Source organism: Mycolicibacterium sp. XJ2546, assembly GCF_053483195.1.
Genome location: NZ_JBEFRW010000005.1, coordinates 258,422 through 281,341, shown reverse-complemented (window position 1 = coordinate 281,341; position 22,920 = coordinate 258,422). Strand labels below are relative to the sequence as shown.

The window sequence follows — 22,920 nt, the reverse complement described above, 5'->3', positions numbered from 1 at the left end:
CCGGCGCCGTTTAGTGTTCGGCTGTGGGGAGCTTCGACGGGCCGGCCGGACACCATCGCAGCGACGCGGACCTGCTGGCCGCCCACGTCGCCGGTGACCGCTACGCCTTCGAGGAGTTGTTCTACCGCCACCACCGTCAGCTGTACCGGCTCGCCCACCTCACCAGCCGCAACCCCGACGACGCCGCCGACGCGTTGCAGGATGCGATGCTGTCCGCGCACCGCAGGGCACGCACGTTTCGTTACGACTGCGCGGTGAGCAGCTGGCTGTATCGCATCGTCGTCAACGCGTGTCTGGACCGGTTGCGCCGCAACAAGTCTCACGACACCACTGCGCTGCCCGACGACGAGTTCGCCATCGGCGATCCGACGTCGTTGGTGGACACCACCATCGTGGTGGAGCGCGCGCTGATGCGGCTGCCGGTCGAGCAGCGCGCCGCGGTGGTCGCCGTCGACATGCAGGGCTATTCGGTGGCCGAGACCGCCGGTCTCCTCGGTGTGCCCGAGGGCACGGTGAAGAGCCGCTGCGCCCGCGCGCGCACCAAGCTGGCCGAGGCGCTCGACTGCTTCGACAGCAGCGCGGGCGCACGCTGACCCCACGCTCGCGCCCGGTGGTACAGACTGACAGCGATGGACCACGACGACGAGCTCGACCCGGCGTCGGCGCGGGTGCGCGCGGAACTCGCCCGGCTGGGCGCGGACGACGCGTCGGCTCCCGAGGTGCCCGGCGCGGTCACCGCCCGCATCGGCGCCGCGCTGCGGGCCGCCAGCCCCGCCCAGTCCCAAAGCCCGGCGCACTCGGTGCGCCGACCGCGGTTCGGGCGGTGGCAACTACTCGGCCTGATCGCCGGGGTCGGCGCCGCGTTGGCAGGCGGCGTCATCGGCGTCGTGATGCTCTCGGCTGACGGTCCCCCGCCCCGGCCCGATACCGGGCCGACGGCGCGCAGCATTACGGTGACCCAGCACGTCGTACCGCTGCCCGACGCCGAGATCCTGGCGTTGCTCGACGGGGCGCCGGACTACGGCCCGCTGACCGATGCGCCGCGGCGCACCTGGTGTCTGGACCGGCTGGGCTATTCAGGGGTGACGCCGCTGGGCGCGCGGCCCGTCGACATCGCGGGCCGGTCCGGGGTGCTGCTGCTGGTGCCCGGCCACACCGACGACGCGCTGGTCGCGCTGGTGGCGCCACCCGACTGCACCGGCCTGTTGGCTCACACCGTGCTTCGGCGTCCGTAACCTGTGCGGCAGGCCTGGCGAGCCACGTTGGGAACACCTGGGCTTAGGCTGGTGTTTGTACTCGTGCCGTCCCTTTTCCGGCAGAAAGGCGCTCATGACCTCGACATCCCCGGTGCATGACGTAATCGTCATCGGATCCGGCCCGGCCGGCTACACCGCCGCCGTCTACGCGGCGCGTGCGCAGCTGTCCCCGCTGGTGTTCGAAGGCAGCCAGTTCGGCGGCGCCCTGATGACCACGACCGAGGTGGAGAACTATCCCGGCTTCCGTGACGGCATCACCGGCCCGGAACTGATGGACGAGATGCGGGAACAGGCCCTGCGCTTCGGCGCCGACCTGCGCATGGAGGACGTGGACGCGGTGTCGCTGGACGGTGCGATCAAGACGGTCACCGTCGGCGACGAAACCCACCGGGCGCGCGCGGTGATCCTCGCGATGGGCGCGGCAGCACGCCACCTCGGCGTTCCCGGTGAGGAGGCGCTGATCGGGATGGGGGTGAGCACCTGCGCGACCTGCGACGGCTTCTTCTTCCGCGACGAGGACATCGTGGTCGTCGGCGGCGGCGACTCGGCCATGGAGGAGGCCACCTTCCTCACCCGGTTCGCGCGCAGCGTGACCATCGTGCACCGCCGCGACGAGTTCCGCGCCTCGCGAATCATGCTCGAGCGGGCCAGGGCCAACGAGAAGATCACCTTTGTCACCAACACCGAGGTCCTCGAGGTCGAGGGCAACCCCAAGGTCAGCGGCGTGCGGCTACGCAACACCGGCACCGGCGAGGAGTCCAAGCTCGCGGTGACGGGTGTGTTCGTCGCGATCGGCCACGATCCGCGCTCGGAACTGGTGCGGGGCCAGGTGCACCTCGACGAGGACGGCTACGTGCTGACCCAGGGCCGCACCACCCATACCTCCGTTGACGGCGTGTTCGCCGCGGGCGACCTCGTCGACCGCGTCTACCGGCAAGCCATCACCGCGGCGGGCAGCGGCTGTTCGGCCGCCATCGACGCCGAGCGTTGGCTGGCCGAAATCGGTTCTGCCCCAGCCGATGAAGAGACATCCACCCCTGCTTGATTGGAGTACGTTGCGATGGCTGGAAGCACCGTCGAAGTGACCGACAACTCGTTTTCCACCGATGTGCTGTCCAGCAGCACCCCGGTGCTGGTCGACTTCTGGGCAACGTGGTGCGGCCCGTGCAAGATGGTCGCGCCGGTGCTCGAGGAGATCGCCGCCGAGAAGGCCGGTCAACTCACCGTCGCCAAGCTCGACGTCGACGCCAACCCGGCAACCGCCCGTGACTTTCAGGTGGTGTCGATCCCCACCTTGATCCTGTTCAAGGATGGCGCACCGGTGAAACGCATCGTCGGGGCAAAAGGCAAGGCAGCGCTGTTGCGCGAGCTCGCCGACGTGGTCTGACGCCGGATTGCCTGGCGGACACCCGCCTGGCGTTTTCTCGAATCCCGCCGGTGTCTGAGACAATGCTGGCTAAGTCCCTGATGCCTCGTCAGCGCGGGTGTCACCCCCTGACGACCGTGATCGAAAGGTCGCCCATGTCGAGTCTGCGTCGCGGTGACCGTGGAGGCCCGGTCACCGAGATCCGGGCTGCACTGGCAGCGCTGGGCATGCTCGACAACCCCGATGAAGAGATCACCACGGGCCGCCACGTCGTCGCCGACTTTTTCGACGACGAACTCGACCGCGCGGTGCGTGCCTTCCAACAGCACCGTGGTCTGCTGGTCGACGGCATCGTCGGTGAAGCGACGTACCGGGCGCTGAAAGAAGCTTCGTACCGGCTCGGCGCCCGGACGCTGAACCACCAGTTCGGCGCGCCGATGTACGGCGACGACGTGGCCACCCTACAAGCCCGACTACAGGACCTGGGGTTCTACACCGGCATGGTGGACGGCCACTTCGGTCTCGGTACGCACAACGCGCTGATGTCCTACCAGCGCGAGTACGGCCTGTACCCCGACGGCATCTGCGGTCCGGAAACGTTGCGGTCCTTGTATTTTCTGGGATCACGCGTCACGGGCGGTTCCCCGCACGCGATCCGCGAGGAAGAGCAGGTCCGCCGGTCGGGGCCGCGGCTCTCGGGCAAGCGGATCATCATCGACCCGGGCCGCGGCGGTGCCGAGCACGGGCTGATCATGCACAGTCCGGAAGGGCCGATCAGCGAGGCAGATATCCTGTGGGACTTGGCCAGTCGGCTCGAAGGCCGGATGACCGCAATCGGCATGGAGACGTTCTTGTCGCGACCGGCCAACGGCGCACCCTCCGACGCTGAACGGGCCGCGACCGCCAACACCGTGGGCGCCGACCTGATGATCAGCTTGCGCTGCGCCACCCAGCCCAGCCCGGCCGCCAACGGGGTCGCCTCCTTCCACTTCGGTAACTCACACGGCTCGGTGTCCACCATCGGGCGCAACCTGGCCGACTTCATTCAACGAGAAGTAGTGGCCCGCACCGGATTACGCGACTGCCGCACCCACGGGCGGACGTGGGATCTGCTGCGGTTGACGCGGATGCCCACCGTGCAGGTCGACGTCGGTTACGTCACCAACCCGCGCGACCGCGACATGCTGGTGTCGACCCAGAACCGCGATTCGATCGCCGAAGGCATCCTCGCCGCCGTCAAACGCCTCTACCTGCTCGGCAAGAACGACCGTCCGACAGGGACATTCACGTTCGCCGAACTGTTGGCGCACGAACTGTCCGTCGACAACGCCGGCCGGGTCAGCCGGTCCTGACCGGTTCACCCGGACGAGCGCGCACCCGCCCCGACCGGTTCCTTCAGCTCAACGGTTTCCAGCAGCCGTTCCAACGCGGCTTCCACGTCCGCCTTCCAGCCCAGACCCTGCTCGAGTTCCAGCCGCAGCCGCGGAAAGTACGGGTGCTGGGCGACGACGACGAACCCGGCATCGCGCAACATGTCGACGCCCAGCACGCACTGGTCCACCGCACAGTCCCCGAGTACTTCCACCACGCCGCGCAACGACGGCGACACCGTGTCCGGGTCGGCGAGTTCGCCGACGTCGGCGGTGTGCCCGAAGGCCTCCAATGCGCGCGCCCCGCGACGCACCAGATCCCCGACGACCGCGGCAATCAGGCTGCGCGGCAACGTGTCAGCGTCGTCGCACGGTTCCACCCCCAGCGAGGTGAGCAGCACGGCGTCGGCGCTGACTGGCCCGGTCGGAAAGTGACGCGCGCGGGGCACCGCGGTCGGCGGCGCGTAGAAGGCGTAGCCCAGGCATGGTTCGTCGCCGCGCAGCGGCACCGGGTCGTCGTCGGCCCCGTCGCGGCACTGCACCGCGATCTGCGCGCACGACCCCCACTCGAGCATGACCATCGACAGCCACGCTTCCTTCTCGAATTCGGGGTCCGACAGCGGAGCGTTTCGACCGGGCGCAGCGCCGGCACCGGTCTCCAGCGTCGACGGATCGACCTCCCAGTACACGCACCGGCGGGCGTGCTTGGGTAACTGCTCGAAGCCATCGAGCCGAAGAGGCGCGATTCGTGCTGACACTAAACTCTCCGGGTTCCACGCGGTACCGAGATGCTCGGGTGCCACTCCAGGATAGAAGGCTCCGGCGCCGACGGCCCGGTTTCTTCACTGCATCGCGCGACGCACCGCCGGTGAGCCGAAACCGATTGCACCCCAGCGGAATTCATCTGCACGAGCTGCCCGTGCGGTTCGCTACCGGATGCCAGTGTCACAGTGACGTAATTACCGCGGGTGGTAGTTCAGCGCTCGGCCGCGGTCATCAGGTCGACAATGCGTTGCAGATCGTCGACCGACCCGAACTCGACGACAATCTTGCCCTTGCGTTTGCCCAGGCTGACCGTGACGCGGGTGTCGAACGATGTGGAGAGCCGTTCAGCAACGTCCTGCAGGCCGGGCATCTGGATCGGCTTACGTCGTGGCGCGCTCGGGGCCGCATCGTCGGAGCGATTGGCCAGCGTGACCGCTTCCTCGGTGGCGCGCACGGACAACCCTTCGGCGACGATTCGCGCCGCCAACTCCTCCTGCTTTTCCGGGCCGCCCTCCAGTGACAGCAGCGCGCGGGCGTGGCCGGCCGACAGCACGCCGGCGGCGACTCGGCGCTGTACCGCGATCGGCAACCGCAGCAGCCGGATCATGTTGGTGATCAACGGCCGCGACCGGCCGATGCGGGCCGCCAGTTCATCGTGGGTGACACCGAACTCATCGAGCAGCTGCTGATAGGCGGCCGCCTCCTCGAGCGGGTTCAGCTGCACGCGGTGGATATTCTCCAACAACGCGTCGCGCAGCATGCTGTCGTCGGTGGTCTCCCGGACGATCGCGGGAATGGTGTCGAGGCCGGCCTGCTGCACGGCCCGCCACCGGCGCTCGCCCATGACGAGTTGATAGCGCGGACTTTCCCCCCGCTCGCCGGGCAGGCTGCGCACGACGATCGGCTGCATGAGACCGAACTCGCGGATGGAGTGGATGAGCTCGGAGAGCGATTCCTCGTCGAAGACCTGGCGGGGCTGGCGCGGGTTGGGTTCGATGGCGGCCGGGTCGATCTCGCAGTAGACCGCACCGACGTCGTTGGTGGTGGTGTTCGCGCCGTCGATCGAGCCGCCGATGACCACGTCGGCGGCCGCGTCGCCCATCCGCGGTCCGTACGACGACGTGTCATCGTCGGCCGGCCCGGTAGGGATCAGCGAAGCCAGCCCGCGACCAAGACCGCTGCGCCTGCGTGACGATTGGGTCATTGCACTTTCTCCCCTACTCCTCGAACCTGCGCCCGCTCATCGGCCGTGGCTCCGTTCGGCGATCTGGCCCCGTTCGGCGATCTCCCGGCTCGCGTCCAGATAGCTCATCGCGCCCCGCGAGCCCGGGTCGTAATCGAGGATCGTCATCCCGTAGCCGGGCGCCTCGGAAACCTTGACGCTGCGCGGGATGACGGTCCGCAATACCTTATCGCCGAAGTGTGACCGAACATCGGCAGCAACCTGGTCGGCGAGTTTGGTGCGCCCGTCGTACATCGTCAACACCACGGTGGTGACATCGAGTTGAGGGTTCAGGTGCGCCTTGACCATCTCGATGTTGCGCAACAACTGCCCCACCCCTTCAAGCGCGTAGTACTCGCACTGGATCGGGATGAGCACCTCGGGTGCGGCCACCAGGGCGTTGATCGTCAACAGCCCCAGCGACGGTGGGCAGTCGATGAAAACGTAGTCGAAGTCGTGGTCCTTGAGCCCGGCGAGCGCACTGCGCAGCCGGCCTTCCCGGGCCACCATGCTGACCAATTCGATCTCGGCACCGGCGAGGTCGATGGTCGCCGGCACGCAGTAGAGCCGTTCACTGTGCGGGCTGCGTTGCAGTGCGTCCTGCAGTGGTATCTCGCCGATCAACACCTCATAAGAGGACGGCGTGCCGGGTCGGTGCTCGATCCCCAACGCGGTGCTGGCATTGCCCTGGGGGTCGAGGTCGATGACCAACGTGTTGAGGCCCTGCAGTGCGAGCGCCGCCGCGACATTGACCGCGGTGGTCGTCTTGCCGACCCCGCCCTTCTGGTTGGCGATCGTGAAGACGCGTTGGCGGGGCGGGCGCGGCAGCCGGCCCTTCGCCGCGGCGTGCAAGAGGCGCACGGCCCGCTCGGCCTCCGCGCCGATCGGGGTGTCCGCCGCCGCCGGGTCCGACCAGTCCTCGGTCGGCGGCGCTGAGGTGTCCCATGTTTCACGTGAAACGTCCTCGCGCGGAGTCGATGTTTCACGTGAAACCTCGGGGCCCTGGGCCGCGGCGGCGTCTGCACCGGAGCCCTCGGGCCCACGCCCGCCGCGCTCAGGAACCGAACTCATCCTCTTCTCCTGCCCGTTGAGCGGTGTGCCCTCGGAGTGCGTAGCCGCGCCACCACGACGGTCGCGGGTGGATCCACGAAATCCGCGCCACATTTGATCACCCTCACATCAGCGGCACCCTGTGCCGTCATCGCACGCCGGTGGTCCCGGACCTCTTCCTCGGCCCGCTCCCCCTTGATCGCCAGCATTCGCCCGTCGACACGCAACAGCGGCATGCTCCACTTCGTCAGCTTGTCCAACGACGCCACCGCGCGCGACACCACAACATCCATTTCCGCCACTTGGCGCCGAACCGTCGCCTCCTCGGCCCGGCCTCGAACAACCCTCACGTCGAGTGCCAACTCCACGATCATCTCCGCCAGAAATTCGCTGCGGCGCAGGAGTGGTTCGACAAGCGTCACACGGAGGTCCGGGCGAGCCAACGCCAACGGTATCCCGGGCAGCCCGGCCCCGCTCCCGATGTCGGCGACATTGGCATCCGGTTCGATGAGCTCGCCGACGGCGGCGCTATTGAGAAGGTGGCGCTCCCATAGCCGGTCCACCTCCCGCGGTCCGATCAGCCCCCGTTCCACGCCTGCGCCGGCAAGAGCTTCGGCGTACCGCTGGGCTGTTTCGACCGCCCCTCCGAACAAGGCCTCCGCGGCCGCCGGCGCTGCCGATACCTCGCCATGTTTCACGTGAAACATCCTCCGGATCTCGCGCGCCGGCCTAGCCGTCAAAACTACATCGATGTAACTCGCTCGCGATCAGTCGATCAGCACGACCACGCGCCGCGACGGCTCGACGCCCTCGCTCTCGCTGTGCACCCCATCGATTCCGGCGACCGCGTCGTGCACGATCTTGCGCTCGAACGGCGTCATCGGCGAGAGCTCCTCGCGCTCCCCCGTCTCGAGCACCCGCCGCGCCACCTTCTCGCCCAGAGCGGTCAACTCGTCACGACGCCGGCGGCGCCACCGCGCGATGTCGAGCATCAGCCGGCTGCGCTCACCGGTCTTCTGGTGGACCGCCAGCCGGGTCAGCTCCTGCAGCGCGTCGAGTACCTCGCCTTTACGCCCGACCAACTTGCTGAGGTCCCCGCCGCCGTCGATGCTGACGACCGCGCGGTCCCCCTCCACATCCAGATCGATGTCGCCGTCGAAGTCGAGCAGATCCAAGAGCTCCTCGAGATAGTCGCCGGCGATCTCGCCTTCGGCGACCAGACGCTCCTCCAGGTCGTCCTCGACGGTCGGCGCGGCGGCCTCGCCGTCGTCCGGTCCGCCGGTCAACTCCTCGTCGCGCTCGGTCGTCTCAGCGTCCGTCATGACTGTGTCTCTCCTCATTCCACCGGTGAGAACCGGTCAACGTTTCTTCTTCTTGGGTCGCGCGCCCGGCCGCGGTGTGGCTCCCGGCCGCGGCGCGCGGTTGTTCGTCGCCGATGCGGACTTGCGCGGACCGGAGGCTGGCTTCGTCTTCGGCGCGCTCTCACCGTCCGTTGTGGTGTCCTCACCCCCGTCGTCGGCGGCGCTGTCGGCGTTGGCCGTCGTGGTCACCTGCGCGGTCGCGGCCTGACCCTTGCCGGCCCGTTTCGGCTTGGCCCCCGGCGGCGGCGCGTTCTGTGCGCGCCGCTCCAGCGCTTCCTGCTTCTTGGCTTCTTCTTCCTTTTCGATCTTGCCGAACACGTAGTGCTGCTGACCGAAGGTCCAGATGTTGTTGGCGAGCCAGTACATGATGATGGCCAGCGGTAGGAACGGTCCACCGACCACGACGCCGAGCGGGAACACGTACAGCGCCAACTTGTTCATCAACGCGGTCTGCGGATTGGCCGCAGCCTCGGGGCTCTGCCGCGCGACCGACGCCCGGCTGTTGAAGTAGGTGGCGACGCCGGCCAGGATCATGATCGGCACACCGACCGCGATCACCGCCGCGCGATTGAATTCGGTGAACGCGTCCAGACCCGTGGTCTGGATCATCCACGCCCCGATCGGAGCGCCGAACAGGTTGGCGTCCAGGAAGTGCCCAACGTCAGTGGCGCTGAAGACGTAGTTGGGCAACGTGCGGTTCACCGCGGGATCGAGGTGCTGTGCGCCGATGCCGTAACCGCCGGTGCGGTTGAAGGACCGCAACACGTGAAACAGCCCGATGAAAACCGGGATCTGCGCCAGCATCGGCAGGCAGCCGAGGATCGGGTTGAAGCCGTGTTCCTTCTGGAGCTTCTGCATCTCCAGCGCCATGCGCTGACGGTCTTTGCCGTACTTCTTCTGCAGCGCCTTGATCTGAGGCTGCAACTCCTGCATCTGGCGGGTGGTACGGATCTGTTTGACGAACGGCTTGTAGAGGATCGCGCGCAAGGTGAACACGAGGAACATCACCGCCAGCGCCCAGGCGAAGAAGTTCGACGGCCCCAGCACAAAACCGAACAGCTTGTACCAGACCCACATGATCGCCGACACCGGGTAGTAGATGATGTCGAGGCTGAACCAGTTAAACACGCGTCTCGCTTCCTGATCGCAATGCCGGGGTTTGCCCGCTGCGGGCGGAACTCTCCCGATCGGTGCGGTACTCGCTTGCCTGCGCACAGCTTTGGTGCGCCTCGCCCCCGCGCTCCGGGATCGGGTCCCATCCTCCCTTATGCCATGGTCCGCATTTCAGCAGCCGTACGGTTGCCAACCAGCCGCCCTTCATGAGCCCGTACTCGCCCAGCGCATCCACCGCGTACTGACTGCAGGTCGGCATGAAGCGGCACGTCGGCAACCGCAGCGGCGAAACCATGTTGCGGTACAGCTGGATCACGAAGATGACCCCGCGCGCGACGACACCCGCCTTCATCGACGCGCCTCGCTCTTGGGTCTGCTCCGCCGCAACGCCGAACGCAGTTCTTGTTCCAGCCGAGCCGAGATCGCGTGCCGGGAGCTGGGCATCGCGCGGATCACCACCCGGTCAGCCGGGTCGAGTTCGTCGATCACCGCGCGGGCCACGTGCCGTAGCCGGCGCGCCACCCGATGTCGTTGCACTGCGGTACCAACCGATTTCGAAACCACCAGCCCGATCTTCGGGCCGTCTTCGGCCCCATTGTCCGCACGCAGCGCGTGCACCACCAGATCGGGCCGTGCCGTGCGCACACCGCGGCTGACCGTCGTCCCGAAATCGGTCGACCGCGTCATCCGGTACCGCGCCGGAAGCACCGCGCTAGTCCTGCGTCGCGTTACGCAGACAGCGCGCGACGGCCCTTGCGCCGCCGGTTGGACACGATCGCCCGACCGGCCCGAGTCCGCATCCGCAGCCGGAACCCATGCACGCGTGCGCGGCGCCGGTTGTTGGGCTGAAAAGTCCGCTTGCCCTTGGCCACGGCTCTATCTCCTTGTTGCGTCTTGCACCCGCAGCCCACAGCAAGCGAATATCGCTGTCGTGGACCCGGTTGCCGTTGGTAAGCTCATCCGTCCCGCTTAACCGGCGCGTTCACCAGGCGTGCCTGCTCGCAGCCGTGTCACCACGTTCGGGCGACTGTTCGAGGGTACTGACGAGTATTGCCTGGGTCAAACCTCGTTCGGGGCCCCCACAAATCGTCACAGCCGTCACAGCTGTCGCGCCTTTACGCACCCCGAAAATCCGCCCCCGTCAATGTCGCAGAACGGTTGGCACCCGGCCCGAAACCTGTTAGCTTCTGCCAAGGCCGATTCGATAACGAAACGGCGACAGACAACGAAATGAGGATGGCCGAACAGCCGCGAGCCCACGGCCCGCACGACTGCGACGAGCCCCGGCCACTGCCCTCCTCACCGGTAGAGAACCGAGCGGCGGCGACTGTCCGTTATCCACAACCTGTGGATAACTTTGTGGACAGTTCGTCATCGTTCATTTGGTCGTCTCAAACACGGCCTAAAGGGGGTTACTAGTCATTGACAGCCGACCCCGATCCGCCGTTCGTGTCGGTGTGGAACACCGTCGTCGCTGAACTCAACGCCACCTCTCGGCCCACCGAGGCCCCCAACGGGGAATCGACCCTCCCCGTCCTCACCCCGCAGCAAAGGGCGTGGCTGAAGCTCGTCAAGCCACTCGTCATCACCGAAGGATTTGCCCTCCTGTCGGTACCGACGCCGTTTGTGCAAAACGAGATCGAACGGCACCTGCGTGAACCGATCATCAGCGCGCTCAGCCGCCAGCTCGGCCAGCGCGTCGAACTCGGTGTTCGCATCGCCGCGTCCTCCGAAAGCGAGGCCGACGACGGCTCCAGCGCCTCCGCCCCCCTCGAACCCGACGAAGTCGACGAGGTCTCCGAAGCCCTGGCCAGCGCCGAGGAAAGTTGGCCGACCTACTTCGCCAACCGACAGCTCAACGCCCCCGACGATGAAGACACCGCGGTCAACCTGAACCGGCGCTACACCTTCGAGACCTTCGTCATCGGCGCGTCCAACAGGTTCGCCCATGCCGCGACGCTCGCGATCGCCGAGGCTCCGGCCCGGGCCTACAACCCCTTGTTCATCTGGGGTGAATCCGGGCTCGGCAAGACCCATCTGCTCCATGCCGCCGGCAACTACGCCCAGCGCTTGTTTCCGGGCATGCGGGTCAAGTACGTCTCCACCGAGGAATTCACCAACGACTTCATCAACTCGCTGCGCGACGACCGCAAAGCGTCCTTCAAACGCAGCTACCGCGATATCGACGTCCTGCTGGTCGACGACATCCAGTTCATCGAGGGCAAGGAAGGTATCCAGGAAGAGTTCTTCCACACCTTCAACACGCTGCACAACGCCAACAAGCAAATCGTGATCTCGTCGGATCGGCCCCCGAAACAGCTGGCCACCCTCGAGGACCGGCTGCGGACCCGGTTCGAATGGGGCTTGATCACCGACGTTCAACCGCCCGAACTGGAGACCCGCATCGCGATCCTGCGCAAGAAGGCGCAGATGGACCGCCTCGACGTACCCGGCGACGTGCTCGAGCTCATCGCCAGCAGCATCGAGCGCAACATCCGCGAACTCGAGGGTGCGCTGATCCGGGTCACCGCGTTCGCCTCACTGAACAAGACCCCGATCGACAGGTCGCTGGCCGAGATCGTGTTACGCGACCTGATCTCGGATGCCAGCACCATGCAGATCAGCGCGGCCGCGATCATGGCCGCCACCGCCGAGTACTTCGAAACCACCGTCGAGGAACTCCGCGGACCCGGTAAGACCCGGGCGCTGGCGCAGTCCCGCCAGATCGCGATGTACCTCTGCCGCGAGCTCACCGACCTCTCCCTGCCCAAGATCGGGCAGGCGTTCGGGCGCGATCACACTACAGTGATGTACGCGGAGAAGAAGATTCGCGCCGAGATGGCCGAACGCCGTGAGGTCTTCGATCACGTCAAGGAACTGACCACCCGGATCCGTCAGCGCTCCAAGCGCTGACGTCCACCCCACCTGAATCACCGCATCGGCGGTGGTTTTCGCGCGTCCGTACGACGGGGAGAATCCGAAAAATCTTTGGCACCGCCAGCATCACTGGTCACAGACCGGCCCTGTGCACACCATGTGCACAACCTGGGAACCAGCGCTGGAGCCGGTCGGCGCGTCGTCCACAGGCCGGCCGGACTCCCCAGCGTTTGTCATTCGGTCAACGCATCATCCACAAATCATTCACAGCGGGAAATCACGCTGGGCTGGGCAGACCGGTGTTCATCCCCAATGTGCACAGGCCCTAATACTGTTGCTTGTATATCTATCGGAACTCTTCTTTGAAGTAGGCGCCTGGGGACACCACCCGGACACCCGAAGTCGAAACCCCTTCCCAACCTGCATGTCAGCCCCATCGTTTAGCTTTCAAGTTGAGGCGGAAAGCTCTACGGTGGTTCAGCGGCAGCCGTTACGGTCGTTCCGACGCAAATCGGTTCGAATGCGAGTGAGACACCGGGGAACCGCTGCGTAGTGCTTGTTGTGTCATTGATCGAAGGGACCCAATGGACGTGGCGACGACAACGGTCGGTCTCACCGATTTGAAGTTCCGGTTGGTGCGCGAAGATTTCGCCGACGCGGTCGCCTGGGTGGCCCGAAACCTTCCCACCCGGCCGACGGTTCCGGTGCTTGCCGGGGTGTTGCTCACCGGCACCGACGAGGGGCTGACCATCTCCGGCTTCGACTACGAAGTGTCGGCAGAGGTGCAAGTTCCAGCCGAAATCGCCTCCCCGGGAAGCGTTTTGGTATCCGGGCGGTTGCTGTCCGACATCACCAGAGCGTTGCCCGCCAAGCCGATCGACGTCAGTGTCGAAGGCACCAGGGTGTCATTGACCTGCGGTAGCGCCAGGTTCTCGTTGCCGACGATGGCGGTGGAGGACTACCCCACCCTGCCCACGCTGCCCGAGGAGACCGGGGTGGTGTCATCGGACTTGTTCGCCGAGGCCATCGGTCAGGTGGCCGTCGCCGCCGGTCGTGATGACACGTTGCCAATGCTCACCGGTATCCGGGTGGAAATCGCCGGGGAGAAGGTCGTTTTGGCGGCCACCGACCGGTTCCGGCTCGCGGTTCGCGAACTGACCTGGTCCACCTCGTCGGCCGATCTGGAAGCCGCGGTGCTGGTTCCGGCCAAGACGCTGGCCGAAGCGGCGAAGGCGGCCACCGACGGTGGTGAAGTCCACCTGTCGCTGGGTGCGGGCGCCGAGGTCGGTCAGGAGGGGCTGCTGGGTATCCGCAGTCAAGGTAAACGCAGCACTACCCGACTGCTGGACGCCGAGTTCCCGAAGTTTCGCCAGCTGCTGCCCGCCGAGCACACCTCGGTGGCCACCGTCGGCGTCGCCGAACTCACCGAAGCCATCAAACGCGTCGCGCTGGTCGCTGACCGGGGCGCGCAGGTGCGGATGGAGTTCGCCGATGACGTGCTGCGGTTGTCCGCCGGCGCCGACGATGTCGGCCGGGCCGAAGAGGACCTACCCGTGACATTCGCGGGCGACCCGTTGACCATCGCGTTCAACCCGACGTATCTGACCGACGGGCTGGGGTCGTTGCATTCGGAGCGGGTGACGTTCGGGTTCACCACGCCCAGCCGGCCCGCGGTGCTGCGCCCGGCGGGCGACGATGCGGCCGAGGCCGGCGCGACCGGTCCGTTCCCCGCCGCGCAGACTGATTACGTCTACCTGCTGATGCCGGTGCGGCTTCCCGGCTGACCGGCCCGATCCCGGGAAAGGGGCGCATATGCAACTGGGTCTGGTCGGCTTGGGCAAGATGGGCTTCAACATGCGTCAGCGCCTGCGCGAGAACGGCCATGAGGTCATCGGCTACGACCCACGACCCGAGGTCAGCGACGTGCCCTCGCTGGCGGCGCTGGCCGACGCTCTGGATACGCCACGGGTGGTGTGGGTGATGGTGCCGTCGGGACCGATCACCCGGGAGACGATCACCAGCCTCGCTGACGAACTCAGCGCCGGCGACTTGGTCATCGACGGCGGAAACTCCCGTTACACCGAAGACGCGCCACACGCAAAGTTGTTGGGCGACAAAGGAGTAGCGTTCATCGACGCGGGGGTGTCCGGTGGGATCTGGGGGCTGGAAGAAGGCTACGGGCTGATGGTGGGCGGCGCGGACGCCGACGTCGAACGCGCGATGCCGATCTTCGACACCCTGCGCCCGCCCGGGCCGCGCGAAGACGGGTTTGTCCACGCCGGGCCGGTCGGTGCGGGGCATTTCGCGAAGATGGTGCACAACGGGGTGGAGTACGCGCTGATGACTGCGTACGCCGAGGGCTACGAAATGCTGTCCGCAGAGGAGTTGATCGAGAGCCCGCAGGCGGTGTATCAGGCGTGGAGCAACGGCACCGTGGTGCGGTCGTGGCTGCAGCAACTGCTGGCGAAGGCGTTGAAAGAGGATCCGGGATTCGCCAAGATCAGCGGCTACACCGAGGATTCCGGGGAAGGTCGGTGGACCGTGGAGGAGGCGATCCGGCTGCGGGTTCCGGTGCCGAGCATCGCCGCGGCACTGTTCGCCCGCTTCCTGTCCCGGCAGGACGAGTCGCCGACCATGAAGGCCGTCGCGGCGTTGCGCAACCAGTTCGGTGGCCATGCGGTCAAGCGGATCAGCGAGTCAGGCTAGGTGCCTGCGTACGCGAGGAGCGGTTAGGGTGCACGTCCGTCGTCTCGGATTGACCGACTTCCGGTCATGGCCGCGGGTCGACCTGGAGTTGGCGCCGGGGCGCACCGTGTTCGTCGGTCCGAACGGCTTCGGTAAGACCAATATCATTGAAGCGCTGTGGTATTCGGCGACGCTGGGTTCGCATCGAGTGGCCACCGATGCGCCGCTGATCAGAACGGGCGCCCCACGCGCGGTGGTGTCGACCATCGTGGTCAACGAGGGCCGTGAGCTGGCGGTAGACGTGGAGATCACCGCGGGCCGGGCCAACAAGGCCCGGCTGAACCGGTCGCCGGTGCGTGCGGCCCGCGAGATCCTCGGGGTATTGCGTGCGGTGTTGTTCGCACCGGAGGATCTGGCGCTGGTCCGCGGCGATCCCGGCGAGCGTCGTCGCTACCTCGACGAGTTGGCCACCACCCGGCGCCCGCAGGTCAGCGCGGTGCGCGCGGACTACGACAAGGTGCTTCGGCAACGCACCGCGCTGTTGAAGACCGCCGCGGCCGCCCGGTATCGCGGTGACCGCGGGGTGCTCGACACCCTCGACGTCTGGGATGGGCATCTGGCTGAGAAAGGCGCGCGGCTGATCGCGGCCCGCGTCGACCTCGTCAACCAACTGGCACCCGAGGTCGAGAAGGCCTATCAGCTGTTGGCGCCGGCGTCGCGCCCGGCGTCGATCCGGTACCGCAGCGGCGTGGAAGTCGTGGAGGAAGAAAGCGCCGCGGGCACCGGCAATGCGGAGGTGTTCGAGGCCGCGCTGCTGGACGCGCTGGCGCGCCGCCGTGACGCCGAACTCGAGCGCGGTGTCTGTCTGGTCGGGCCGCACCGCGATGATCTGGAGCTGCGGCTGGGCGATCATGTCGCGAAAGGCTTTGCCAGCCACGGAGAGTCGTGGTCGATGGCGCTGGCGCTGCGGTTGGCGGCTTACGAGTTGTTGCGCGCCGAGGGCGGGGATCCTGTGCTGTTGCTCGACGACGTGTTCGCCGAACTCGACACCGCGCGACGACAAGCGCTGGCCAATGTCGCCGCCGACGCCGAGCAGGTGCTGGTCACCGCGGCCGTCGCCGACGACATCCCCGCGGACTGGGATGCCCGCCGAATCGAGGTGTCGATGCGCGACGGCGACGACGGTCGGGTCTCCGATGTGGCTGGTGTGGACCATGACTGATGGCAGCGGCGACGGCGACGTGCGGCCACCCGAGCGTCTGGCGAACCTGGCGGGGATGGATCTGGTCCGTCGCACGTTGGAAGAAGCACGTGGCGCGGCACGCAGCCAAGGTAAGGACATCGGCCGGGGCCGGCGGCCGCAACCGCGCCGGGTGGCGGGAAACAGCCGCCGACGCTGGTCAGGGCCGGGACCGGACGCGCGTGATCCACAACCGCTCGGGTCGGCGGCGCGTGACGTTGCCAAAACCCGCGGCTGGTCCGGCCGCGTCGCGCAGGGCGCGGTGTTCGGACGCTGGGCCGGCGTCGTCGGCGAGCAGATTGCGGCGCATGCGACGCCGACCACGCTGCACGATGGGGTGCTGACGGTTTCCGCGGAATCCACCGCGTGGGCCACCCAGCTGCGGATGGTTCAGGCCCAACTGCTGGCCAAGATCGCCGCGGAGGTCGGCGACGGGGTGGTGACGTCGCTGAAGATCGTCGGACCGGTGGCGCCGTCATGGCGAAAAGGCCCGTACCACATCGCAGGCCGGGGACCCCGTGACACCTACGGCTGACCGCCGCCGCGGCTGGTTCCTGAAACGCACTAGAACGCTTCGATCGGTGTTCTGAAGCGTCATGAGGCACCTCAAGGCAAAAAATTCCACAGGCGACGCAAATAGGTGTGTAGAAACGCCCCCTCAGAGTCGGTCCTGACGGTCATTCCCGGTAGACTGTTCCACAGAATCGGTGGGCGGTGCTCGACCGCCCGCATTTGAACCCCAAGGAGACCCGTCCAACGTGGCTGCCCAGAAGAAGAGTGCTCCCAACGAGTACGGCGCCGATGCGATCACCATTCTCGAAGGGCTCGAGGCCGTCCGCAAACGTCCGGGTATGTACATCGGCTCGACCGGTGAACGCGGCCTGCACCACCTTATCTGGGAGGTCGTGGACAACTCCATCGACGAGGCGATGGCCGGCTACGCCACCAAAGTCGACGTCAAGATCCTGGCCGACGGCAGCGTCGAGGTCACCGACGACGGTCGTGGCATCCCGGTGGCCAAGCACAAACAAGCTGGCATCCCCACCGTCGACGTGGTGATGACCCAGCTGCACGCCGGCGGCAAGTTCGGCGGCGAGAACAGCGGCTACGCGGTCAGCGGCGGCCTGCACGGTGTCGGGGTCTCGGTGGTCAACGCGCTGTCCTCCCGGGTGGAGGTGACGATCTTCCGCGACGGCTACGAGTGGTTCCAGTACTACGACCGGTCGGTACCCGGCGAGCTCAAGCAGGGCGGCAAGACCAACAAGACCGGGACGACGGTGCGGTTCTGGGCCGACCCGGACATCTTCGAAACCACCGAGTACGACTTCGAGACCGTCGCGCGCCGCCTGCAGGAGCAGGCGTTCTTGAACAAGGGGCTGACGATCTCGCTGGTCGACGAGCGGGTGCGGGCAGAAGAGGTCACCGACGAGGTGGTCAGCGACGTCGCCGAGGCGCCCAAGTCCGCCGAGGAGAAGGCGGCCGAGGCGGCCGAGCCGTTCAAGGTCAAGCATCGGACGTTTCACTACCCCGGCGGGCTGGTCGACTTCGTCAAACACATCAATCGGACCAAATCGCCGATCCACCAGAGCATCATCGACTTCGGCGGCAAGGGTGAAGGCCACGAGGTCGAGATCGCCATGCAGTGGAACGGCGGCTACTCCGAGTCGGTGCACACCTTCGCCAACACCATCAACACCCACGAAGGCGGCACCCACGAAGAGGGTTTCCGCGCCGCGCTGACCACCGTGGTCAACAGGTACGCCAAAGACAAGAAGCTGCTCAAGGACAAAGATCCCAACCTCACCGGCGACGACATTCGCGAAGGCCTGGCCGCGGTCATCTCGGTCAAGGTGGCTGAGCCGCAGTTCGAGGGTCAGACCAAGACCAAGCTCGGCAACACCGAGGTGAAGTCGTTTGTGCAGAAGATCTGCAACGAGCAGATGAGCCACTGGTTCGAAGCCAACCCATCTGAAGCCAAAACCGTTGTCAACAAGGCGGTCTCGTCTGCGCAGGCGCGCATCGCGGCGCGTAAGGCACGCGAGCTGGTGCGTCGCAAGAGCGCCACCGACCTCGGCGGGCTGCCCGGCAAGCTGGCCGACTGCCGATCCACCGATCCGAGCAAGTCCGAACTCTATGTGGTGGAGGGTGATTCGGCAGGCGGCTCGGCCAAGAGCGGCCGCGACTCGATGTTCCAGGCGATTCTGCCGCTGCGCGGCAAGATCATCAACGTCGAGAAGGCACGTATCGACCGGGTGCTGAAGAACACCGAGGTGCAGGCGATCATCACCGCGCTGGGCACCGGTATCCACGACGAGTTCGACCTCGCCAAGCTGCGCTACCACAAGATCGTGTTGATGGCCGACGCCGACGTCGACGGCCAGCACATCGCCACGCTGCTACTGACGCTGCTGTTCCGGTTCATGAAACCGCTCATCGAAAACGGCCATGTGTACCTGGCGCAGCCGCCGCTGTACAAGCTGAAGTGGCAGCGCAGCGAGCCGGAGTTCGCGTACTCCGACCGTGAACGCGACGCCCTGCTCGAGGCGGGCCGCCAAGCGGGTAAGAAGATCAACGTCGACGACGGCATCCAGCGGTACAAGGGTCTTGGCGAGATGGACGCCAAGGAACTGTGGGAGACCACGATGGATCCCTCCACGCGAATCCTGCGCCAGGTCACCCTGGACGACGCGGCAGCCGCTGATGAGCTGTTCTCGGTGCTGATGGGCGAGGACGTGGAAGCGCGCCGAAGTTTCATCACCCGCAACGCCAAAGACGTTCGTTTCCTTGACGTTTAACTAGCCATAGGACTCATTTCATGACTGACACCACGTTGCCTCCCGGCGACGAAGCAGGCGACCGCATCGAACCGGTCGACATCCAGCAGGAAATGCAGCGCAGCTACATCGATTATGCAATGAGCGTGATCGTGGGCCGCGCGCTGCCCGAGGTGCGTGACGGGCTCAAGCCGGTGCACCGCCGGGTGCTCTACGCGATGTACGACTCGGGTTTTCGCCCGGACCGCAGCCACGCGAAATCCGCGCGCTCCGTTGCCGAGACGATGGGTAACTACCACCCCCACGGCGACGCGTCGATCTACGACACCCTGGTTAGGCTGGCTCAGCCGTGGTCGCTGCGCTATCCGCTGGTCGACGGCCAGGGCAACTTCGGTTCGCCAGGCAACGACCCGCCGGCCGCGATGAGATACTGCGTGACCGGAGATGCGTTGGTGCGGCTGCCCTTTGGACAGTCGGTCCGGATTGCGGAGATCGTTCCCGGTGTTCGGCCGAACTCCGACAATGTGGTCGACGCCAAGGTGCTGGACCGCCACGGTAACCCAGTCCTGGCCGACCGCCTTTTCCACTCCGGGGAGCATCAGACCTACACCGTTCGGACCGCCGAGGGCTACGAGGTCACCGGGACTGCCAACCATCCGATTCTGTGCTTGGTGGATGTGGCAGGCGTTCCGACTCTGCTGTGGAAGCTCATCGAAGAAGTGCGTGCAGACGACCGGGTGGTCATCCAGAGAACGCCGCCGGCGGAGTTCGGACCGCCGGGTGACTGGCACGACACCCTGGAGGCACTCCTGTTCGGCGCCTTCATCAGCGAGGGTTTCGTCTCGGAGAAGCGTGCTGGGTTCAACAACCTGGACCGCGACTACTTCAACATGGTGGTGGGTGCCTATGACGCCGTCGTGGGCGGCCCCCGGTATGTCTCCGAGCGGACAATTGCTTCCGGAGCAAATCTGTTCGAACTCGATGTCCAGAACACGGATGCGCTCCGGCACAGCCGCCTGGGCGAGCTCATGGGTCAGCGGTCGACGGAGAAAGCCGTCCCCGAGTGGCTCTGGCATAGCCCGGCGGCGGTCAAACGCGCATTCCTTGGCGCACTGTTCGAAGGCGATGGATCATGTTCGGCCCTGCCGCGCAACATAATCCAGGTCTCGTACTCAACCCGAAGTGGGCGGCTTGCCAAGGATATCCAGCAGATGCTGTTGGAGTTCGGAGTGATCTCACGGCGCTATCTGCATGCGACGGGTGAGCACAAAGTCGTCATCACGAACCGTGCACACGCTGAAATGTTCGCGGCCCAGGTCGGTTTCGGTGGAGCGAAACAGTCCAAGCTGCAAGGGCTCCTTGCGGCGCTGCCGGCGAACGCCGCAGGGCTGGATGGCGATCATGTCCCAGGCCTCGCCAAGTTCATCCGCACACACTGCCGCAGCCGGTGGATAGACAAGGACTGGCTCAACAGGCACAACATCGACCGGCAGTCCCGCTGGCAGCGCGACCGCGCCGAGATACTCGGCCGTATCGCGGACACCGACGTGAAAGCGATCGCCTCGGAACTCACCGACGGCCGGTTCTACTACGCTCGCGTGGCCTCGGTGACGGACGCCGGAGTGCAGCCGGTCTACAGCCTGCGTGTTGACACCGATGACCATTCATTCATCACCAACGGGTTCGTCAGCCACAACACCGAGGCGCGGCTGACCCCGCTGGCGATGGAGATGCTCCGGGAAATCGACGAGGAGACCGTCGATTTCGTTCCGAACTACGACGGCCGGGTGCAAGAACCGACGGTGCTGCCGAGCCGGTTCCCCAACCTGTTGGCCAACGGGTCCGGCGGCATCGCGGTGGGTATGGCCACCAACATTCCGCCGCACAACCTGCGTGAGCTCGCCGACGCGGTGTACTGGTGCCTGGACAACTTCGACGCCGACGAGGAAGCCACGTTGGCGGCCGTCTGCGAACGTGTCAAGGGTCCGGACTTCCCCACCTCCGGTTTGATCGTTGGCTCCCAAGGCATTACGGACGCCTACACCACCGGGCGCGGGTCGATCCGGATGCGCGGCGTCGTGGAGATCGAAGAGGACAGCCGCGGCCGCACCGGCATCGTCATCACCGAGCTGCCGTACCAGGTCAACCACGACAACTTCATCACCTCGATCGCCGAGCAGGTCCGCGACGGCAAGCTCGCCGGCATCGCCAACATCGAGGACCAGTCCAGCGACCGGGTGGGTCTGCGCATCGTCATCGAGATCAAGCGCGACGCCGTGGCCAAGGTGGTGCTGAACAACCTCTACAAGCACACCCAGCTGCAGACCAGCTTCGGCGCCAACATGCTGTCGATCGTCGACGGGGTGCCGCGCACGTTGCGCCTGGATCAGATGATCCGGTACTACGTCGACCATCAACTCGACGTCATCGTGCGGCGCACCACCTACCGGCTGCGTAAGGCCAACGAACGGGCGCACATTCTGCGTGGCCTGGTCAAGGCGCTCGACGCCCTCGACGAGGTGATCGCGTTGATCCGGGCCTCGGAAACCGTCGACATCGCGCGCCAAGGCCTGATCGAGCTCCTGGACATCGACGACATCCAGGCCCAGGCCATCCTGGACATGCAGCTGCGCCGGCTGGCCGCCCTGGAGCGCCAGCGCATCGTCGACGATCTGGCCAAGATCGAAGCCGAGATCGCCGATCTGGAAGACATCCTGGCCAAGCCCGAGCGGCAACGGGCCATCGTGCGCGATGAGCTCAAGGAACTCGTCGACAAGTACGGCGATGACCGCCGCAGCCGCATCGTGCCTGCCGACGGTGAGGTCAGCGACGAAGACCTGATCGCCCGCGAGGACGTCGTCGTCACGATCACCGAGACCGGCTATGCCAAGCGCACCAAGACCGACCTGTACCGCAGCCAGAAGCGCGGCGGTAAGGGAGTGCAGGGCGCCGGCCTCAAACAGGACGACATCGTCAACCACTTCTTCGTCTGCTCCACGCACGACTGGATCCTGTTCTTCACCACCCAGGGCCGCGTATACCGCGCGAAGGCCTACGACCTGCCGGAGACGTCGCGCACCGCGCGCGGCCAGCACGTCGCCAACCTGCTGGCATTCCAGCCCGAGGAACGCATCGCGCAGGTCATCCAGATCAAGACCTACGAGGATGCGCCCTACTTGGTGCTGGCCACCCGCAACGGGCTGGTGAAGAAGTCCCGGCTCACCGAGTTCGACTCCAACCGGTCGGGCGGCATCGTGGCGGTCAACCTGCGCGACGGCGACGAGTTGGTGGGCGCCGTGTTGTGCTCGGCCGACGACGACCTGCTGCTGGTATCGGCCAAGGGCCAGTCGATCCGGTTCTCGGCCACCGATGAGGCGCTGCGGCCGATGGGCCGCGCCACCTCCGGTGTGCAGGGCATGCGGTTCAACACCGACGACCAGCTGCTGTCGCTCAACGTGGTGCGCCCGGATACGTATTTGCTGGTCGCGACGTCGGGCGGGTACGCCAAACGCACGGCGATCGAGGAGTACCCAGTGCAGGGCCGCGGTGGCAAAGGGGTGCTGACGATCCAGTACGACAAACGTCGTGGCACCCTTGTCGGTGCGTTGATCGTCGATGACGACACAGAGCTGTACGCCATCACCTCGGGTGGAGGCGTCATCCGGACGGCGGCTCGCCAGGTTCGCAAGGCCGGGCGGCAAACCAAGGGCGTTCGGTTGATGAACCTGGGTGAGGGCGACACACTGGTTGCCATCGCGCGCAACGCCGAGGAAGGTGACAGCACCGATGAGGTCAACACCGACCCCGGAGCTTGAGCGCCCGTCACCAGTGAGGAGCCGTA

The 22,920-nt window shown here is 66.3% G+C and carries 21 protein-coding genes; 12 read left to right on the top strand and 9 right to left on the bottom strand.

Annotated elements, in window-relative coordinates; genetic code table 11:
• Nucleotides 1-23: 23 nt before the first annotated feature.
• From sigM to ABQE44_RS11785, 5 genes are all read left to right on the top strand, one after another.
• Entirely contained in the window at nt 24-593 is a 570-nt protein-coding gene (gene sigM / locus ABQE44_RS11805) for an RNA polymerase sigma factor SigM (RefSeq protein WP_448391537.1), read from the top strand.
• A 36-nt stretch (nt 594-629) separates the two neighbouring features.
• Nucleotides 630-1,235, top strand: a complete 606-nt coding sequence (locus ABQE44_RS11800) for an RsmA family anti-sigma factor (RefSeq protein ID WP_448391536.1) — start codon at nt 630-632, stop codon at nt 1,233-1,235.
• Between the two features lie 94 nt (nt 1,236-1,329).
• Complete coding sequence (trxB, locus tag ABQE44_RS11795; RefSeq protein WP_448391535.1) at nt 1,330-2,301, top strand: thioredoxin-disulfide reductase; 972 nt, start codon at nt 1,330-1,332, stop codon at nt 2,299-2,301.
• Nucleotides 2,302-2,316: 15 nt separating this feature from the next.
• On the top strand, nt 2,317-2,643 hold the full coding sequence (gene trxA / locus ABQE44_RS11790; protein WP_448391534.1) for a thioredoxin: 327 nt from the start codon (nt 2,317-2,319) through the stop codon (nt 2,641-2,643).
• Nucleotides 2,644-2,777: 134 nt separating this feature from the next.
• Nucleotides 2,778-3,974: an N-acetylmuramoyl-L-alanine amidase gene (locus ABQE44_RS11785; RefSeq protein WP_448429900.1), complete on the top strand. Its 1,197-nt coding sequence runs from the start codon at nt 2,778-2,780 to the stop codon at nt 3,972-3,974.
• Between the two features lie 5 nt (nt 3,975-3,979).
• Here the strand turns inward: ABQE44_RS11785 and ABQE44_RS11780 are convergent, their stop codons facing one another.
• The 9 genes from ABQE44_RS11780 to rpmH form a co-directional block, all read right to left on the bottom strand.
• Complete coding sequence (locus ABQE44_RS11780) at nt 3,980-4,750, bottom strand: acetyltransferase (protein ID WP_448391532.1); 771 nt, start codon at nt 4,748-4,750, stop codon at nt 3,980-3,982.
• Between the two features lie 218 nt (nt 4,751-4,968).
• Nucleotides 4,969-5,961 (bottom strand): ParB/RepB/Spo0J family partition protein, encoded by a 993-nt coding sequence (locus ABQE44_RS11775; RefSeq protein WP_448391531.1) that lies wholly within the window; start codon nt 5,959-5,961, stop codon nt 4,969-4,971.
• A 36-nt stretch (nt 5,962-5,997) separates the two neighbouring features.
• Nucleotides 5,998-7,050: a ParA family protein gene (locus tag ABQE44_RS11770; RefSeq protein ID WP_448391530.1), complete on the bottom strand. Its 1,053-nt coding sequence runs from the start codon at nt 7,048-7,050 to the stop codon at nt 5,998-6,000.
• Nucleotides 7,047-7,727, bottom strand: a complete 681-nt coding sequence (gene rsmG / locus ABQE44_RS11765; protein WP_448429898.1) for a 16S rRNA (guanine(527)-N(7))-methyltransferase RsmG — start codon at nt 7,725-7,727, stop codon at nt 7,047-7,049. The genes ABQE44_RS11770 and rsmG overlap by 4 nt, the downstream gene beginning before the upstream one ends.
• A gap of 69 nt (nt 7,728-7,796) precedes the next feature.
• Nucleotides 7,797-8,351: a Jag family protein gene (locus tag ABQE44_RS11760; RefSeq protein WP_448391528.1), complete on the bottom strand. Its 555-nt coding sequence runs from the start codon at nt 8,349-8,351 to the stop codon at nt 7,797-7,799.
• A gap of 36 nt (nt 8,352-8,387) precedes the next feature.
• Complete coding sequence (gene yidC, locus ABQE44_RS11755; RefSeq protein ID WP_448391527.1) at nt 8,388-9,518, bottom strand: membrane protein insertase YidC; 1,131 nt, start codon at nt 9,516-9,518, stop codon at nt 8,388-8,390.
• A complete protein-coding gene (yidD, locus tag ABQE44_RS11750; protein ID WP_448391526.1) occupies nt 9,511-9,855 on the bottom strand; it encodes a membrane protein insertion efficiency factor YidD in 345 nt (114 codons plus the stop codon). Before yidD ends, yidC begins: the two co-directional genes overlap by 8 nt.
• A complete protein-coding gene (gene rnpA, locus ABQE44_RS11745; RefSeq protein WP_448391525.1) occupies nt 9,852-10,211 on the bottom strand; it encodes a ribonuclease P protein component in 360 nt (119 codons plus the stop codon). Before rnpA ends, yidD begins: the two co-directional genes overlap by 4 nt.
• A gap of 20 nt (nt 10,212-10,231) precedes the next feature.
• Nucleotides 10,232-10,375 carry a 50S ribosomal protein L34 gene (gene rpmH / locus ABQE44_RS11740; RefSeq protein WP_082933415.1) on the bottom strand — a complete coding sequence of 48 codons (144 nt, stop codon included), beginning with the start codon at nt 10,373-10,375 and terminating at the stop codon, nt 10,232-10,234.
• 550 nt (nt 10,376-10,925) lie between these two features.
• On the opposite strand from rpmH, the gene dnaA reads away from it, so the two are divergent.
• The 7 genes from dnaA (at nt 10,926) to gyrA (ending at nt 22,894) form a co-directional block, all read left to right on the top strand.
• Entirely contained in the window at nt 10,926-12,416 is a 1,491-nt protein-coding gene (gene dnaA / locus ABQE44_RS11735) for a chromosomal replication initiator protein DnaA (RefSeq protein ID WP_448391524.1), read from the top strand.
• A 554-nt stretch (nt 12,417-12,970) separates the two neighbouring features.
• Nucleotides 12,971-14,164, top strand: a complete 1,194-nt coding sequence (gene dnaN / locus ABQE44_RS11730; protein WP_448391523.1) for a DNA polymerase III subunit beta — start codon at nt 12,971-12,973, stop codon at nt 14,162-14,164.
• A 28-nt stretch (nt 14,165-14,192) separates the two neighbouring features.
• Nucleotides 14,193-15,086: a phosphogluconate dehydrogenase (NAD(+)-dependent, decarboxylating) gene (gene gnd / locus ABQE44_RS11725; RefSeq protein WP_448391522.1), complete on the top strand. Its 894-nt coding sequence runs from the start codon at nt 14,193-14,195 to the stop codon at nt 15,084-15,086.
• Nucleotides 15,087-15,114: 28 nt separating this feature from the next.
• The gene (gene recF, locus ABQE44_RS11720; RefSeq protein WP_448391521.1) at nt 15,115-16,287 is read left to right on the top strand and encodes a DNA replication/repair protein RecF; all 1,173 of its coding nucleotides are present in this window, start codon (nt 15,115-15,117) and stop codon (nt 16,285-16,287) included.
• Complete coding sequence (locus ABQE44_RS11715; RefSeq protein ID WP_448391520.1) at nt 16,280-16,840, top strand: DUF721 family protein; 561 nt, start codon at nt 16,280-16,282, stop codon at nt 16,838-16,840. The genes recF and ABQE44_RS11715 overlap by 8 nt, the downstream gene beginning before the upstream one ends.
• Nucleotides 16,841-17,063: 223 nt before the next feature.
• Nucleotides 17,064-19,100: a DNA topoisomerase (ATP-hydrolyzing) subunit B gene (gyrB, locus tag ABQE44_RS11710; RefSeq protein ID WP_448391519.1), complete on the top strand. Its 2,037-nt coding sequence runs from the start codon at nt 17,064-17,066 to the stop codon at nt 19,098-19,100.
• A gap of 20 nt (nt 19,101-19,120) precedes the next feature.
• Nucleotides 19,121-22,894 carry an intein-containing DNA gyrase subunit A gene (gene gyrA, locus ABQE44_RS11705; RefSeq protein WP_448429896.1) on the top strand — a complete coding sequence of 1,258 codons (3,774 nt, stop codon included), beginning with the start codon at nt 19,121-19,123 and terminating at the stop codon, nt 22,892-22,894.
• The last annotated feature ends 26 nt before the right edge of the window (nt 22,895-22,920 follow it).

Coding starts and splice junctions, on each gene's coding strand:
- ABQE44_RS11800 (WP_448391536.1), top strand. CDS start 630: ATGGACCACGACGACGAGCTCGACCCGGCGTCGGCGCGGGTGCGCGCG.
- trxB (WP_448391535.1), top strand. CDS start 1,330: ATGACCTCGACATCCCCGGTGCATGACGTAATCGTCATCGGATCCGGC.
- trxA (WP_448391534.1), top strand. CDS start 2,317: ATGGCTGGAAGCACCGTCGAAGTGACCGACAACTCGTTTTCCACCGAT.
- ABQE44_RS11785 (WP_448429900.1), top strand. CDS start 2,778: ATGTCGAGTCTGCGTCGCGGTGACCGTGGAGGCCCGGTCACCGAGATC.
- ABQE44_RS11775 (WP_448391531.1), bottom strand. CDS start 5,961: ATGACCCAATCGTCACGCAGGCGCAGCGGTCTTGGTCGCGGGCTGGCT.
- ABQE44_RS11770 (WP_448391530.1), bottom strand. CDS start 7,050: ATGAGTTCGGTTCCTGAGCGCGGCGGGCGTGGGCCCGAGGGCTCCGGT.
- ABQE44_RS11760 (WP_448391528.1), bottom strand. CDS start 8,351: ATGACGGACGCTGAGACGACCGAGCGCGACGAGGAGTTGACCGGCGGA.
- yidD (WP_448391526.1), bottom strand. CDS start 9,855: ATGAAGGCGGGTGTCGTCGCGCGCGGGGTCATCTTCGTGATCCAGCTG.
- gnd (WP_448391522.1), top strand. CDS start 14,193: ATGCAACTGGGTCTGGTCGGCTTGGGCAAGATGGGCTTCAACATGCGT.
- ABQE44_RS11715 (WP_448391520.1), top strand. CDS start 16,280: ATGACTGATGGCAGCGGCGACGGCGACGTGCGGCCACCCGAGCGTCTG.
- gyrA (WP_448429896.1), top strand. CDS start 19,121: ATGACTGACACCACGTTGCCTCCCGGCGACGAAGCAGGCGACCGCATC.